This is a genomic window from Arthrobacter sp. DMZ02-1R, from assembly GCF_057747935.1.
Genome location: NZ_CM173230.1, coordinates 1600661 through 1614073 on the forward strand (window position 1 = coordinate 1600661; position 13413 = coordinate 1614073).

Consider the following 13413-nt stretch of genomic DNA (forward strand, 5'->3'; position numbering starts at 1 on the left):
CTCTACCTCTACGATCCGGGAACACTGGGTTCAGCACAATCACAAGAAACTCGATAGTCCTATAGTTTTGCTAAACTGTGTTCATGGCAACCCTTGACCTTCACCGGCTTCACGTGCTCCGCGAGGTAAGCCGCTCAGGTTCACTGACATCCGCGGCGACGGCCCTCTCCTTTACGACGTCAGCGGTCTCGCAGCAGATAGCGAAGCTCGAACATGAGGTGGGCGTTGCGCTGGTCGATCGGCATCCGAGGGGTGTGGTGCTCACTGAGGCTGGGCAGGCCCTCCTCGGCTACGCCGACGACATCGACAGGACGATCGAAGCCGCCCGCGCCGAAATGGCAGAGTTTGCCGGGCTGCGCCGGGGCCAGTTGCGGATGGGAACCTTTCCCACAGTCGGCGCTTCCCTCATGCCAGATGTCGTTCTCGCATTCCGAGCCCGCCATCCGGAGGTCGCAGTCACGGTCATCAGCGCCCGTCGGGACGGCCTGCTGGAGCGGCTGCATCGGCGGGACATCGAACTGACGCTGCTGTGGGACTACCCCTGGCAACAGATCGAGGATGAGAATCTGACCCTGGTCAGGCTGATGAACGACCCCACAGTGCTGCTCGTGCAACGCGATCACCCCATTGCGGAGCGGCAGTCCGTACGGATCGATACCTTAAGGGACCAGGAATGGATCGTGCGCGACGAACACCCCGTGGCCGATGTCCTCCGCCGCGTCTGCCGCGACGCCGGCTTCGAGCCGCGCATCGCCTTCGCTGCCAATGACTACCAGGAGACACAGGGCATGGTCGCCGCCGGCATCGGTATAGCCTTAGCCCCGCAGCTGGCCCTGAGCGCGCTCCGCGCCGACGTCGTTGCCGTCCCACTTGCCGGCGCCCCCAAGCGCAGGATCCTCCTTGCCCACCTCGCCAACCGCAGGCTCAGCCCAGCCGCCCAACAAGCTGCCGCGGTGTTTCGATCAACAGCAAAGCGTCGGGGGTCCGTTCCTGCGGAACAGGATGCCATTTACCGCGAATAAAACCGCGCCACTTATCGCTGCGATTCACACCGCAGCATTGATCACTCCGGTCGGCAGGCCAGGCGGTGTCTCGTAAAGCTGTAGATTTCCAAGACACGCTCCAGAGTGGACTGAAGCAATCATGAAAGATGAACCTGTCGCCCCGTCCAGGCGGAAGGACTCACCGGACCAGGCTACGTCGGCCACTGCTTCGATCACGAGCGGATCAACCAGGGTCAGATGGATGGGGCCTTTGTCCTCGCTGAATCTGTTCAGTGAGGTCTCGCTGATCTCTTCGGGCCATGGATACCCGGCCTGCGATGGGCGTGAGCTGGCGGCCCAGCTCACGCCCTACCCGGGTGGAGAGAACGGTGGACCGGCCGACAATGCGCAGCCGGCCGTCCACCGGCAATGCCGCGATGACCGCCTGCGGCTGTATCAACGGACCTGTATCAGCCGCGCACGGCGCGCTGTCCGCTGGCTGCTCGGCCCGAGGGCCCCCGGGGCTCAGCCGGTGAATTCGTTGGCACCGAGGGCGAAGTCCCAGTGGCCGACCCCGTTGCCGGCGAGGCCTACCGTGACCACACCCATTCCTTCCAGCCAGTGCGCCATTTTCAGGCCGCCGACGTCCAGCGGGCGCAGGCCGAGGCTCCCGATGAATGCCGCCAGATCCGTCTTGGCGTGCGCATTGTCGCCCGCGATGAAGACGTCGGGCCGGCCCTTCTCCAGGACATTACGGAAGACGGTATTGAATGCCTTCACCACGCTGGCGCTGGCCGGGGCCACCTTGGCGGCTTCCTGCGCGATCGAGGTCTCCTCGCTGTGGGCCAGTCCGTCGAACGTGGCGTTGAAGGGGTTGCTGATGTCGACGATGACCTTGCCCGCGAGGGCGTCTCCGTACTCGGCGACGACCGGAACGACTCCGTCGTACAACAGGGCCGTGATGACAATGTCCCCGGCGGGGATGGCGCCCCACTTGCCTGCCGTCGCACCGCCGCCCAGAGCCTTGGCCAGGCCATCGGCCTTGGACTGATCGCGTCCCATGACCTCGACGGTATTGCCGCCCGCCACCGCGAGCGTGCCGATGGTACGGGCCATGTTCCCCGTACCGATTAGGGTGATGCTGCTCATGAGGTGTGCTCTTTTCTTGTTCTCGAGGTGTCGCCCTCTCTCATTCGTGCGCGTTTCGAGATCAGTTCGTTGTGGCGACAAGGGTTGTTGTGGGGTGTGCCCGTGGCATTCCTGGTGCGTGGTTCAGATCACTGTGGTGCCGCCGTCGGCGACCAGCTCCTGGCCGTTGACGTAGCTCGAGGCGTCCGAGGCGAGGAACAACGCGATCGACGCGATCTCTTCCGGGCGGCCCATCTCGCGCCGCGGGATCACAGACGCGAACATCTCCTTCAACTCCGGGCTCAACACATCGCCCATCATCGGCGTGGCGACCGAGCCGGGGGTCAGCACGTTCACCCGAATCTTCCTGTCCCTCAGCTCGGCAACCCACACCCGTGCGAAGGCGGGAAGCACGGCCTTGCTCGCTGCATACACGCTCCAATCGGGGTAGCCCCGGAGTGACGCGTTGGACCCGGTCATAAAGATCGAACCTCCGTCGCTCAACAACGGCAGCGCCTTCTGGACAGTGAACAGCGTGCCGCGTGCGTTCAGCGTGAAGGCTTCGTCGAACTGCTCCTCGGTGATCTCGCCGAGCTTGCTCTGCGCCCCGCCCCCAGCACTTGCCCATAGCACGTCGATCGCGCCCTTTTCCTGCTTGACCGTCTCGAACAAACGGTCCAGATCATCGAGATTGGCCGAATCGGCCTGCACGCCGGTCACGTTCCGGCCGATCAGCTTGACCGCTTCGTCCACCGCGTCCTTCCGCCGGCCCGAAATGAAGACGTGGGCTCCTTCGTCAACGAACAACTTCGCACCGGCCAGCGCCATCCCGCTAGTCGCGCCGGTGATCACTGCAACCTTGCCATCGAGCTTTCCCATGATTACTCCATTCATGTGCCGCGCCGATGTTAAGTACACCGATCTGCGTACTTAACGTATCGGGCGGGAGAGCGGGGCGTCAAGCTATGCACACAGATCGGTACCCGAGTGGGCTAAGCTGGGTGTATGACAGAGTTGGAAAAGGGGCCGCGAGGCCTGCGAAGCGGCAGAGGCGCACGAGAGCGCATCCTCAGCACCTCACAACAACTGTTCCGTGACCAAGGCATCAACTGCACCGGCGTGGACCAGCTCTGCGCGGTGGCTCAGGTGTCCAAGCGGACGCTCTACCAGCACTTCGCCGGCAAGGACGAGCTGATAGCCGAGTGCCTACGCCGATTCGATCCCGACATCCTGCCCGAAGTCTTCGACCGCACCGACCTGGCACCCCGCGAGCGACTCCTCGCCGTCTTCGATATCCACGCGCCCCTGTGTCCGTTCATCGCGGCGGCCGTCGAGATCCCCGACCCGGGCCACCCGGCACGCGTACTCGCCAGTGACTACAAAACGGCATTTGCGTCGCGGCTCACCGAAACGGCCCGCGAGGCCGGCGCCGACGACCCCGAGCGGCTCGGCGAGCAACTGGCGCTGCTCCTGGACGGCGCCTCGGCCCGCAGCCGGGTCCTCAACACCGACACCTTCGCCGCCGCCGCCGCCATCGCCGCCGTCCTCGTCGACAACGCCATCCCCGCAGCATCGGCACCGGCCGCCGCTTCCCTTAGGAACTGACCAGCCTGCAGCGCCGCCCAGAAGCGCTGCGCCAAACCAGGCCGATACGCCGACGACAACTCCGCCACAACACTCTTCACTCGCTAAGTGGTGCGACCACCGCGAGAACCCAAGGATCGGCTTACGCGCATGGGGGTGACATGTAGCGCTGCGAAAAGGCCGCCATTTATCGCTGCGAATCACAGTGTCAGGCCTTAACGAGTCAACCTGGGGTGGCGTCTCACAAACTATAGGTGATGGGTCATTTGCCTTAACCCCCGGAATCCCGCCGTTCAGAGCCCAATAATGTCTCACCAAGCCGGTACAAGTTGTTGTCTCAAATGTCCTCAAGGAAACTCGGACCGCGACACCAGGAGACAGTATGAAGCTCGGATACGCGCGATAGTTCGGCATGAGACGTGTCCAGCGGATGTGTGTCTCACTGTGAACCGCAGCGCTATGTGGCCCGCCGCCCGTTAGAGGATCGGCGGATTCAGGCGGTCATTGCAACAGGAGTCCTTCGATCAATTCGATCGGCTTTCTGAACTCTAGTCTTTTGCGTGGCCGGTCGTTGAGTTCCTGTGCAACCCAGTCGAGGTCTTCGGCGCTGTGGATGCTCAGGTCCGTGCCTTTCGGGAAGTACTGGCGCAGCAGGCCATTCGTGTTTTCGTTGATGCCGCGCTGCCAGGGTGAGTGCGGGTCGCAGAAGTAGATGTCGATGCCGGCGTCTACTTTCACGCTCTTCCAGTCCTGCATTTCGATGCCCTGGTCCCAGGTGAGGGAATGCCTCAGCGCCTCGGGGAGCGTCTTGATCTTAGTGGCCAAGGCGTCGCGCATTTGTTCTGCCTTGTATCCATCCGGCAGATGAACGAGCATCGTGTAGTTGGTGGTTCTCTCCACGAGGGTCCCGATCGCGGACTGGTTGCCTTTGCCGATGATGAGGTCGCCTTCCCAGTGCCCTGGCACCGCACGGTCCTGAACCTCGGGGGGACGCTCGGAGATATTGATCATCCCGGGGATCCGGTTCTTCCGCTGGCCGGCCTTCCTGCAGGGCTGCCTGAGTGCACGTCCGGTGCGTAAACACGCGGCCAGATCGCGGTTCAGTGCTCCGCGGGACTGAACGTAGAGGGACTGGTAAATGGTCTCAGGTGACACCCGCATCTCCGGCTCATCGGGAAACTCAACCTGGAGGCGTCCTGTGATCTGCTCAGGCGAGTACTTCTTTTTCAGGTCCTCTTCCACCTTCGCACGCAGCACCGTGTTGGTGTGCAGTTTCGCCGGCTTCGGCCGCGAAGCCCGCTCATACGCCAGCGCGTGGGCCGACGTCGCCCGGTAGGGCAACCCGGCCACCGAATTCCGCCGAAGCTCCCTGGACACAGTCGAGGCAGACCGGTCGATCAGGGCCCCGATCCGGCGCAGCGAGTGTCCCTGGGCGCGCATCACCGCGATCTCTTCGCGCTGGTCGAAGGTCAGGCACCTGCCCTTCAGATCCCGGCCGCGGCGTGGCCTGACACCCCCGGCCTCGGCCAGGACCCGGCGCCCGGTCCGCCTGCTCGTATTGATCGGCACAACGGCATCAGTAATGAAATCACCGGCCTGCATCCCGGCCCAAAACAGCTGCAGAAGATCCGGTCTCACATAAATTGAATACCTCGACATGACAACACCCATCCGCTAAGTGTTGCAATCACCGCAAGAACCCAAGGATCCTTCACCGGACGCCGGCCATTTGCGCCAGGGCCGTTGGTAGCTTTGGCCGTGGGGTCCAAAGCTACCGTTGCGCGAGCGGCTGGCCGGGAGCACCCGCGGGGGCGAAGACTATTTTGGCGGATCGGGAACCTTTTCGGGTCCGGCGGACACTACAAGGCATGAGGCTAATGGGGGAAACCGACAAAGACCTGTGGTGTGAGTGCATCGCAGGCGACGCTGACGCATTCGGGGTCCTGTTCGATAGGCACGCCGATGCGGTCTTCCGGTACTGCTTGTCACGATGCGGTTCCTGGCATGACGCCGAGGAACTCGTCTCGATCACCTTCTTGGAGGCGTGGCGGCAACGGAACAGACTCAGACCGGAGAGAGACACGGTCCTTCCGTGGCTTCTCGGGGTCGCGACGAACGCGAACCGCAATCGTGCCAGGGCTTCCCGCCGGCACGCGGATTTCCTTGCCAGGCTGCCGCACTCGGATCCAAGGCACGGCGAACACGAAGCAGACCATGCCGAATCGGTGGCCTCAAGGCTCGACGCAGAACGCGACGTCCGCGAATTGCTTGAGATGACCGCGGGGCTGAATGACGGGGAACGGGACGTCGTGATCCTGTGCCTGATGAACGGAATCGGCCAGGACGAAGCCGCCAAGACCCTCGGCGTACGGACCGGGACCGTGAAATCGAGACTGCACCGGGCACGCGCCAAGCTGGCCAAGATGAACGGAGCCCCCGAGCCCGTCGAACAACTCGACACGACGATCGTTGAAGCGAGGCTGTCATGAACCTATCCGAAATCACCTACCCGAAGGACACGAAAGACCGCGTCCAGAACCTGCTCGTCCAGGAAGCACGCCGCAAACCGAAGCCCGCCCGCAGATGGCTTACCCTCCCGGTCGTGATCGCCGTCGCCGGCACCGCAGTCCTCGGCACCACCGCGGCTGGCATCTACACGGCACTCGCCCCGGTGAACGACACGCGGGACATCCGCTGCTACTACCACGCCGACCTCACCACCAGACCTCCTATTCTGACGCAGCCCGGGGCCACAAAGCCCCCGTACATGACCACAGGTATCTTCGTGACGGGATTCGACGCGAACAACAACCCGGACCCGGGCGACAAGAACGCCGGAATGAAACAGGTCGCCGACCCCATCAGACAGTGCAGCAGCGTGTGGGACACGGGACTGATGAACCCGGACGGGCTCACCAACGACCTCATCCCCGCCGGTTTTGTGCCCAGTCCCCCTGTGGGGAAGGACCGGGGCAGTGGGCTCCCTGACACGAACCAGTACGGCAACCCGATCGCGCCCGGGCCCAACCCCCGCTTCGGCCACTACGTACCGCCGCTGACCGCGTGCGTCGTGGACAACACCGTGGCCGTCATCCCCGGAGGACCCGAAATCTGCGCCAGGCTCGGAATCCCCACCCTGGAAAAATAGCAGGATCTCCTCGCATGGTTGGCGGGCTGGGGCGGCACTCATGCGAGGAGCCCACAGGGCATTTCGCTGCCACAAGATCACGTCCTGTGAAGGATCCTCACCGGGACTTTCCGCGACACGATTCCCTCCGGAGGCACGCGTCTGTTTTGATGGCCCCTGTGGCAGTCTTCTTCTTTGATGGTGACCAGACGCTGTGGGATTTCCGGGCGATGATGCGGCGCGCACTGGCAGCGACGATCGGCGAGCTCCGCAGGCTTCGGCCCGGGACTGGAGGAGACATGAGCGTCGAGGCATTCGTTACCGACCGGGAAGCTGCCACGGAACGGTTGCGGGGCCGCGTGACCAACCTCGAGAGCGTGCGGTTCGAGGCCTTCAGGCAGAGCCTCGCCCGCCTGCGATTGCGGGACGACGATCTAGCGGCCCATCTCAACGAGTTTTACCTGCAGCGTCGCTTCGCGGATGTGATGCTCTACGAGGACGTCCTGCCAGTCCTCGCAGAGCTGCGACGAAACCACCATGTCGGGCTCTTGTCCAACGGCAACTCCTATCCGAAACGCCTCGGCCTGGAGGATTACTTCCAGGCCGCCGTCCTTTCACAGGAGCACGGCGTCGAAAAACCAGATCGCCGGATCTTCGACATCGCTTCGGACCTGTTGCCCGGGGAACCGCGGATCATGGTCGGCGACTCACTGGCCAATGACATCGCAGGAGCCCAAGCCGCAGGTTGGACCGGAGTCTGGCTCAACAGGGAAGACGCCCCGAGGCCGAAAGCTGTCCCGGACCTTACGATTCGAAGCCTGCACGAACTTCTCCCCTTAGCGAAGGCCTTGTGACTCTGCATCCCGATGACGGATTCTTTACCGGACGCTTGGACAAGAGGCGCTGTCATGAGATTGCGTCGACAAAGTGGGAGCAGGCAAGCTCCATCACCTCGGCTGGGATCTCGTGCCCGCCATCAAACAGATGTGTGTCGCAGACTCCAGGGCCGAAGACCGCGACCACGGCACCCACTCCGTCAATAGGGAACCACGGATCAGAAGATCCGGCTGAGACAAGCACCCTCTGTCCTTGGAGAGCTCTTGCGACGGCAGGCACGTCGCCGGCCGCCGCGAGGCCAGGTACGAACCATGCCGGATTGTGCTTAATGCGGTGGGATGCGAACGAGGCAACGGTGCCCACACCGCAACTCACCACGCCAGTGAGGAGGCGCCCATCGAAGGCAAGGCTGAAGAGCGCCACCTGACCGCCAAGGGAATGGCCCATGATGCCCAGAATCCCGGCCATCCCGGGCTCCTCAACCAGCCATGTCGTCAGAGTTGCGATGTCTTTGGTGTGCTTGGCCTGGAGGCTGCTGCCGTGGGCTATGCGCAGGAGCGCATCGAGCTGCTCGTCATCCGCGCCGGCGGGCGACCAACCCCGTTGACGCTCCTCGAAGCCGATCAGGTCGGGGATGAGCACCCGGACTCCGTGTTCGGCGAGCCGGAGCCCGTATGCCATCGAAGGATCACCGCAGAGACCGGCCACTTCACTCTTGCCGAGCGAGAACTCACCGGCATGCTGGTGGACGGCGATGACAGTCCTTCCGGCGGGCGCCTCAGGGCTCAGAAGAAGGCATGGGACGGTGTCGCCGTCGCTCGTGTCCACTTCGATCCGTTCCCGGGCGATCGAACCAACAGGGTCAAGCGGGCGACGGCGCACGGCCGTCGGGCGGTGAAGCTCAGGGGGGTCCAAGCCCAGGAGCCGGCGGACCCATTCGCGGTTCCCTGAAATGTCTTCCATAAGACCATCGTCTCAGCCAGTCACTGCTCCAGTCACAAGCAGCGCACGCTGAGGGATCGGCTAACGGGCACCGTGCCACATAGCCACATGGCGCTGCGAGAACTACTTGTCTGCCCTGGAGTGCTTGCATTGGTGTTCCGTAAGCGACCGTTTCTGCTGCTTCGGGCGGCTTCTAGGCAATACTCGAGGGGTGTACATGCGGAGCGAGGTTCTTTTTATCGGTGGTCGGTCTGGCGCTGGGAAGAGTTCCGTGGCGTTTGAACTCCATGCGCAGCTCGCCGTTCTGAACATCAAACACTGCGTGATTGAAGGGGACAATCTTGATCTGGCCTTCCCTCATCCATGGGAGCATCAGCTGGCCGAGCGGAACCTGGCCGCGATCTGGGCAAACTATCGAGCCCTTGGATATCGGAGGATGATCTACACAAACACGGTCAGCGTCCGATTTTCCCAGGAATTGGCGGCCGCCATGGGAGATGACCCCAGAATTACTGCCGTTCTGCTGACCGCTACTGATGCAACATCCTCAACTCGGCTGCGCGGGCGCATTCAGGGGAGCGACCTCCAGGATCATCTTGTCCGTAGCAGTGCCGCGGCGAGGGAACTTGAGCTCCTCACGCCACAGTGGGTCCATCGATGCCCTACTGACAACCGCAGCGTCCAGGACATTGCTGGTGATCTCCTGTCCATCACAGGATGGACAGCTGGAGCAGTAGGAGACTCCGCCCATTAGCCGGTCCCCTTACCGGACGACTAGAAGCCGGGGGCCGGGGAGCCGGGGCCAGCTCGACTACTGCCGGCGCAGTGCGATCGCTGCTTCCAGGAGCTGGCCGCGTCTGGTGGATGTTGTCCATGCCCGCTCAGACCAGGACTCCCCGTGGAGTGCGTCGCCGCTGTAGAGCACGTGGGCGTACTTGACGCCGCGGAACTGGCACACAGCTGCCAGCGATGCCGCTTCCATCTCCACCGCGGCGCACCCTTCCGCGCGACGACGTTCGACCCGCGCGCGGGTCTCACGGAAGTCTGCGTCCGTGGTCCAGGTGATGCCCGCCCGGGCGGAGATCCCGTGCTGGCCGAGCCCGCTGACAATCCGCTGGACCTCGTTGGGATCGAAGTCGACGCGGCGGCCAGGCGGGAGGTAATGGAATGACGTCCCCTCGTCGCGGACCGCTGATTCCACGACCATTACGTCGTCACGGCTGAACTCCTCGACGAGGGCTCCGGCACCGCCGATGGCGAGAACGGATACCACGCCGCTTGCGATCGCCTGCTCGAGGCAATGGGCACTCAGCGGGCCGCCGACGCCGGGATGGAACGCTGCGACGCTGCGGTCAGGAGTCGCGAAGATGCCGGCTCCGCCGATCTCGTCACTGAACTTCCCGATCTGGACGAGCCGCCCTTGCTCGCGTAGTTCTTCGATTGCCTCGCGGAAGAAGCACAGGACTGCGGTATCCGGAAAGCCTCCGTCGATGGTGATCGGTCTCGGGCGGTGCACGGAGTCGTCTGTGTCGTCGAACTCTTCGAGTGGAATCGTCACATGAGCACACTAACAAGGCCCCGATCGACGGCGCGCCCTGCCCGTTAGCCGGTCGTCCACCGGACGCCTCCCGGCAGTCTTGAGCCCCTGTTCAGATCCGCGTGATTCCGCCCGCGGTGGATTCCCGTATACCCTGCCCGAATTAATGCCCGGTGAAGGTGCCTTATACGCTACAGTCCAAAGTATGCTCATCGGCTACGCTCGTTGCTCGACCAGCTCTCAGGACCTCACCGCCCAGCGCAATGCCCTCTCGGCCGCCGGTGTGGACCCCGATGCGATCTATGTCGACCACGGGTTCACCGGCACCAAGCGCGACCGCCCTGGACTGGGTAAGGCCCTGGCTGCGTGCCGTGACGGCGACACGCTCGTGGTGACCAAGCTCGACCGCCTCGCCCGCTCGCTTCCGGACGCAAGGGACATCGCCGACGAGCTCACCCGCAAGGGAGTAAGTCTGAATGTCGGCGGAAGCATCTACGATCCGCACGATCCTGTGGGCAAACTGCTTTTCAACGTCCTGGGCATGGTCGCCGAGTTCGAATCCGACCTCATCCGAGCCCGGACCCGCGAAGGCATGGCGGTCGCGAAGGCCAAAGGCAAGCTTCGAGGCCGGCAGCCCAAGCTCTCCAAAACGCAGGAAGGCCACCTCGTGAGCCTCCACCGAGGCGGCAAGCACACCACGACGGAGATCGCCGAACTCTTCGGCGTCGCCCGCTCCACCGTTTACCGCGCGATCCAGCGTGCAGGGTCCAAGGTGTAGCTCTCGCCTGATAACGCCGGTCACACCGTGCCCACGATTCAGCACGCCCTTAGTACCTCAATTTCACGCCGGTCCAAGACTCCATATTGGAGTGCGCGAGACACGCGTAAACCGCAAAGCTAATGCCCGTATCTCCACCAGTGACCAGGACGCCAGCATGCAGATCGAGGCGCTCATCTCCTCCGGCGTGGACCCGAAGCGGATCTTCACCGACGAACTCTCCGGGGCAAAGGAGGCGAAAGAGCGTCCCGGGATGAAGGCCCTCATGGATTACGCCCGTGAGGATGACGATGTCTATTTCTGGCGGCTGGACCGGATCGGGCGATCTGTCATCGATGTCCTGAACACGGTCAACGACTTCACCTCCCGCGGCGTCCGGCTGCACTCCATTATGGACCGTTTGGATCCGACCAGAATCCAAGGTCGGATGCAGTTGGCGATCATGGCAACCCTGGCCGAGTACGAGCGTGAACTCATCAACGAAAGGGTCCGAGCCGGGGTCATCAGCGCCCAGAAGAGGGGAGTGCGGTTCGGTCCTGCCCCCATGGAGGAGTCCGTCGCCCGGGAACGGGTCAGTACCGCCCGACGGCTCATGGCCGAAGGCAAGACGGCGGCCCACGCAGCCAAGACTGTGGGCTGGTCAAAGGCCACCCTCTACCGGTACATGAAGACTTACGATGGCGACCCTGCACCGAAGGGCGCGGTCAACCCGAAGCGGTCAGGGGGCAGGTCCCGTTACGTGAACAGGGATACCTTGCCGGCCCGACCTGGCATGGGTTAGCGGCGTCCGAGTGGGTCAGATTCAGGGAAGACTGGCCGCCCAGGACGATCTCGGCGACCAGGCGCTAATGCCCGCGGTTCTGTGCCTTCTGCTTTTCGGAGGACTGCCTGTCAGTCTTCCAGCCTAGGTGTTTGCCGTTGTCGCCTTTAGCGGACTCGTCGCCCCGAGCCGGTTGTGCTTGATCGTTCGACTTGAGCGCGCCATCGCCCTTGCCATTGCCTTTTTTGTCATCCTGGCCAGAAGGCGGATTAGGTACTGTATCCGAGGATTCATGTTTTTCAGCGTCATCGGCTGATTTCGATGTGGGCGGCGGCTTCTGAATTTGTGGGGCGGGCGACGCCGGGGCGACGGGCAGTGCCAACTCAGACGGCGGGGGAGTGGGAAGCGCCCCCAAGGGCGGAAACGAAGTTGCTCCGGTGCCAGATGGGGTGGCAGGCAAAGTCGGCGAGGGCGGGGGAGAAGTCACCTTCGCCGAAGGCGGTGAGTCGTGAATGAACCCGTGCACGATGTCTGACGCCCCGGTACCCAGGACGCCAGCTGCTGCCGCGCCAACACCGCTCAGCCCTAAGCCAATGGCAGCGAGTACTGATGCGCCCATGACTACGGGACGACGGGCAAAACGGCTCTGGCTGAGTTCGCGACGGACCATGAGTTCATCCGTGGGAGCCGTTGACCGGCCAAGCGAGGCAGCGACAGCGGGGTTCGGTGCGGGTGCGGGGAGGGTGGCAAGAGAGCCAACTGCCTCCAGGGAAGCCTGAAGATCCTCATCGCCCTCCAGGCCGGCGTCCGCCATCAATTCGGCGATGACATCTCGCCGTGCGTTGCTAAAGCTCACGAGGATACATGTTCCCATACTGCCGGCCGCCTGCGGAGGGCATGCAAGGCCCGTCGCTGCAATTGCTTCACCGCTCCTTGGCTTTGGCCCATTATTCCTGCGACCTGGTCGACGGTTAGACCGGCAATGATCCGAAGCGACAAGACATCTCGCTGCTCCCCGTCTAGGTGCCTCAGCGGCGTCGGGAAGTTACTGGGGGAGTGGCTCGCCAGATCGTCGGCGCCTTGCTGGCGTGAATCGACTGTCCGGGCGTAGGCCGTGGAAAAGACCATCGTTCGTATGCTTTCTGCATCGCTTCCGGCGCCTATCTTGGGAAGCACTGAAGTGAAAACATCTTGCGTAGCCGCTTCCGGTTCCAAGACCCCGTTGACGGTGAAGTACCCCAAAACCTGGCCCGCCAGGCACCCGTAGATGAGGCTGAATAGATCAGCTTCCTGGCCCTGAAGCGCAAGTAGCGATTCATCGGTCAAGACGTCGGTCACGGGAGCAGGTCCTTCAGTCGGCGGACGGGCCACCGGGAGGGGCGCATTGCGTCGCGGAGGTGTTCAGGGGCAAATAACGACAACTACGCTATCGCTTAGAGATCGTTGAAACCAACTGCCGCGCCTACCGTCATGGCATTTCGAGACCCCCCACGGCACGGCCAGGGCCATGTGCCCGTTCCAGGTCGGAAGACCGTCGTGTCTTGCGACCGTGTCCTCCCCGTACGCAGCCGCCCAATGCCCGTAAATTGGCGGGGTGGGCAGCGACCGGGAATTGGTACTGGAAGGGCAGACCTCGATCAACGAGCTGCTCGACGAGCCTGTCGGCGCCGCGCCCATCCAGATGACGTTGGGTATTCCGCCGGTGCGGGTCGCTGCCGCAAAGGTCGCACCTCCGCG

16 protein-coding genes are annotated in these 13413 nt (G+C 63.2%); 8 read left to right on the top strand and 8 right to left on the bottom strand.

Features of this window, described 5'->3' with window-relative positions:
• Positions 1 to 83 precede the first annotated feature (83 nt).
• Positions 84 to 1022, top strand: coding sequence for a LysR family transcriptional regulator (locus AC3ANQ_RS07765; RefSeq protein ID WP_488302483.1), 939 nt, complete (start codon positions 84 to 86; stop codon positions 1020 to 1022).
• A 24-nt stretch (positions 1023 to 1046) separates the two neighbouring features.
• On the opposite strand, the gene AC3ANQ_RS07770 is transcribed toward AC3ANQ_RS07765, so the two are convergent.
• The 3 genes from AC3ANQ_RS07770 to AC3ANQ_RS07780 all read right to left on the bottom strand — a co-directional run bounded on the left by AC3ANQ_RS07770 (position 1047) and on the right by AC3ANQ_RS07780 (position 2990).
• Entirely contained in the window at positions 1047 to 1349 is a 303-nt protein-coding gene (locus AC3ANQ_RS07770) for a hypothetical protein (protein ID WP_488304557.1), read from the bottom strand.
• 159 nt (positions 1350 to 1508) lie between these two features.
• Positions 1509 to 2132: an NADPH-dependent F420 reductase gene (locus AC3ANQ_RS07775; RefSeq protein ID WP_488304558.1), complete on the bottom strand. Its 624-nt coding sequence runs from the start codon at positions 2130 to 2132 to the stop codon at positions 1509 to 1511.
• 123 nt (positions 2133 to 2255) lie between these two features.
• Positions 2256 to 2990, bottom strand: a complete 735-nt coding sequence (locus tag AC3ANQ_RS07780) for an SDR family NAD(P)-dependent oxidoreductase (protein ID WP_488304559.1) — start codon at positions 2988 to 2990, stop codon at positions 2256 to 2258.
• Positions 2991 to 3116: 126 nt separating this feature from the next.
• Between AC3ANQ_RS07780 and AC3ANQ_RS07785 the strand changes: the two genes are divergently transcribed.
• On the top strand, positions 3117 to 3716 hold the full coding sequence (locus tag AC3ANQ_RS07785) for a TetR/AcrR family transcriptional regulator (protein ID WP_488304560.1): 600 nt from the start codon (positions 3117 to 3119) through the stop codon (positions 3714 to 3716).
• A gap of 480 nt (positions 3717 to 4196) precedes the next feature.
• On the opposite strand, the gene AC3ANQ_RS07790 is transcribed toward AC3ANQ_RS07785, so the two are convergent.
• Complete coding sequence (locus AC3ANQ_RS07790) at positions 4197 to 5366, bottom strand: IS30 family transposase (RefSeq protein WP_488302931.1); 1170 nt, start codon at positions 5364 to 5366, stop codon at positions 4197 to 4199.
• A 206-nt stretch (positions 5367 to 5572) separates the two neighbouring features.
• Here AC3ANQ_RS07790 and AC3ANQ_RS07795 point away from each other — a divergent pair, with 206 nt between their 5' ends.
• The 3 genes from AC3ANQ_RS07795 (at position 5573) to AC3ANQ_RS07805 (ending at position 7676) form a co-directional block, all read left to right on the top strand.
• Positions 5573 to 6184, top strand: coding sequence for an RNA polymerase sigma factor (locus AC3ANQ_RS07795; RefSeq protein ID WP_488304561.1), 612 nt, complete (start codon positions 5573 to 5575; stop codon positions 6182 to 6184).
• Positions 6181 to 6843: a hypothetical protein gene (locus AC3ANQ_RS07800; RefSeq protein WP_488304562.1), complete on the top strand. Its 663-nt coding sequence runs from the start codon at positions 6181 to 6183 to the stop codon at positions 6841 to 6843. Before AC3ANQ_RS07795 ends, AC3ANQ_RS07800 begins: the two co-directional genes overlap by 4 nt.
• A gap of 149 nt (positions 6844 to 6992) precedes the next feature.
• Positions 6993 to 7676 (top strand): HAD family hydrolase, encoded by a 684-nt coding sequence (locus AC3ANQ_RS07805; RefSeq protein ID WP_488304563.1) that lies wholly within the window; start codon positions 6993 to 6995, stop codon positions 7674 to 7676.
• Positions 7677 to 7728: 52 nt separating this feature from the next.
• Here the strand turns inward: AC3ANQ_RS07805 and AC3ANQ_RS07810 are convergent, their stop codons facing one another.
• A complete protein-coding gene (locus AC3ANQ_RS07810) occupies positions 7729 to 8622 on the bottom strand; it encodes an alpha/beta hydrolase (protein WP_488304564.1) in 894 nt (297 codons plus the stop codon).
• Positions 8623 to 8818: 196 nt separating this feature from the next.
• Between AC3ANQ_RS07810 and AC3ANQ_RS07815 the strand changes: the two genes are divergently transcribed.
• Entirely contained in the window at positions 8819 to 9355 is a 537-nt protein-coding gene (locus AC3ANQ_RS07815) for an adenylyl-sulfate kinase (RefSeq protein WP_488304565.1), read from the top strand.
• A 57-nt stretch (positions 9356 to 9412) separates the two neighbouring features.
• Here AC3ANQ_RS07815 and AC3ANQ_RS07820 read toward each other — a convergent pair whose 3' ends face one another.
• Positions 9413 to 10159 (bottom strand): nucleoside phosphorylase, encoded by a 747-nt coding sequence (locus tag AC3ANQ_RS07820; protein ID WP_488304566.1) that lies wholly within the window; start codon positions 10157 to 10159, stop codon positions 9413 to 9415.
• Positions 10160 to 10343: 184 nt separating this feature from the next.
• On the opposite strand from AC3ANQ_RS07820, the gene AC3ANQ_RS07825 reads away from it, so the two are divergent.
• Positions 10344 to 10916 carry a recombinase family protein gene (locus tag AC3ANQ_RS07825; protein WP_488304567.1) on the top strand — a complete coding sequence of 191 codons (573 nt, stop codon included), beginning with the start codon at positions 10344 to 10346 and terminating at the stop codon, positions 10914 to 10916.
• 91 nt (positions 10917 to 11007) lie between these two features.
• Entirely contained in the window at positions 11008 to 11697 is a 690-nt protein-coding gene (locus tag AC3ANQ_RS07830) for a recombinase family protein (protein WP_488304568.1), read from the top strand.
• A 64-nt stretch (positions 11698 to 11761) separates the two neighbouring features.
• On the opposite strand, the gene AC3ANQ_RS07835 is transcribed toward AC3ANQ_RS07830, so the two are convergent.
• Both AC3ANQ_RS07835 and AC3ANQ_RS07840 read right to left on the bottom strand, forming a co-directional pair.
• Positions 11762 to 12532 (bottom strand): hypothetical protein, encoded by a 771-nt coding sequence (locus AC3ANQ_RS07835; RefSeq protein WP_488304569.1) that lies wholly within the window; start codon positions 12530 to 12532, stop codon positions 11762 to 11764.
• Complete coding sequence (locus tag AC3ANQ_RS07840; RefSeq protein WP_488304570.1) at positions 12529 to 13014, bottom strand: RNA polymerase sigma factor; 486 nt, start codon at positions 13012 to 13014, stop codon at positions 12529 to 12531. The genes AC3ANQ_RS07835 and AC3ANQ_RS07840 overlap by 4 nt, the downstream gene beginning before the upstream one ends.
• Between the last annotated feature and the right edge of the window lie 399 nt (positions 13015 to 13413).

What these genes read in the sequence shown, in the direction of transcription:
- AC3ANQ_RS07765 (WP_488302483.1), top strand. Translation starts at nt 84, where the DNA reads ATGGCAACCCTTGACCTTCACCGGCTTCACGTGCTCCGCGAGGTAAGC.
- AC3ANQ_RS07775 (WP_488304558.1), bottom strand. Translation starts at nt 2,132, where the DNA reads ATGAGCAGCATCACCCTAATCGGTACGGGGAACATGGCCCGTACCATC.
- AC3ANQ_RS07780 (WP_488304559.1), bottom strand. Translation starts at nt 2,990, where the DNA reads ATGGGAAAGCTCGATGGCAAGGTTGCAGTGATCACCGGCGCGACTAGC.
- AC3ANQ_RS07785 (WP_488304560.1), top strand. Translation starts at nt 3,117, where the DNA reads ATGACAGAGTTGGAAAAGGGGCCGCGAGGCCTGCGAAGCGGCAGAGGC.
- AC3ANQ_RS07790 (WP_488302931.1), bottom strand. Translation starts at nt 5,366, where the DNA reads ATGGGTGTTGTCATGTCGAGGTATTCAATTTATGTGAGACCGGATCTT.
- AC3ANQ_RS07795 (WP_488304561.1), top strand. Translation starts at nt 5,573, where the DNA reads ATGGGGGAAACCGACAAAGACCTGTGGTGTGAGTGCATCGCAGGCGAC.
- AC3ANQ_RS07800 (WP_488304562.1), top strand. Translation starts at nt 6,181, where the DNA reads ATGAACCTATCCGAAATCACCTACCCGAAGGACACGAAAGACCGCGTC.
- AC3ANQ_RS07805 (WP_488304563.1), top strand. Translation starts at nt 6,993, where the DNA reads ATGGCCCCTGTGGCAGTCTTCTTCTTTGATGGTGACCAGACGCTGTGG.
- AC3ANQ_RS07810 (WP_488304564.1), bottom strand. Translation starts at nt 8,622, where the DNA reads ATGGAAGACATTTCAGGGAACCGCGAATGGGTCCGCCGGCTCCTGGGC.
- AC3ANQ_RS07815 (WP_488304565.1), top strand. Translation starts at nt 8,819, where the DNA reads ATGCGGAGCGAGGTTCTTTTTATCGGTGGTCGGTCTGGCGCTGGGAAG.
- AC3ANQ_RS07825 (WP_488304567.1), top strand. Translation starts at nt 10,344, where the DNA reads ATGCTCATCGGCTACGCTCGTTGCTCGACCAGCTCTCAGGACCTCACC.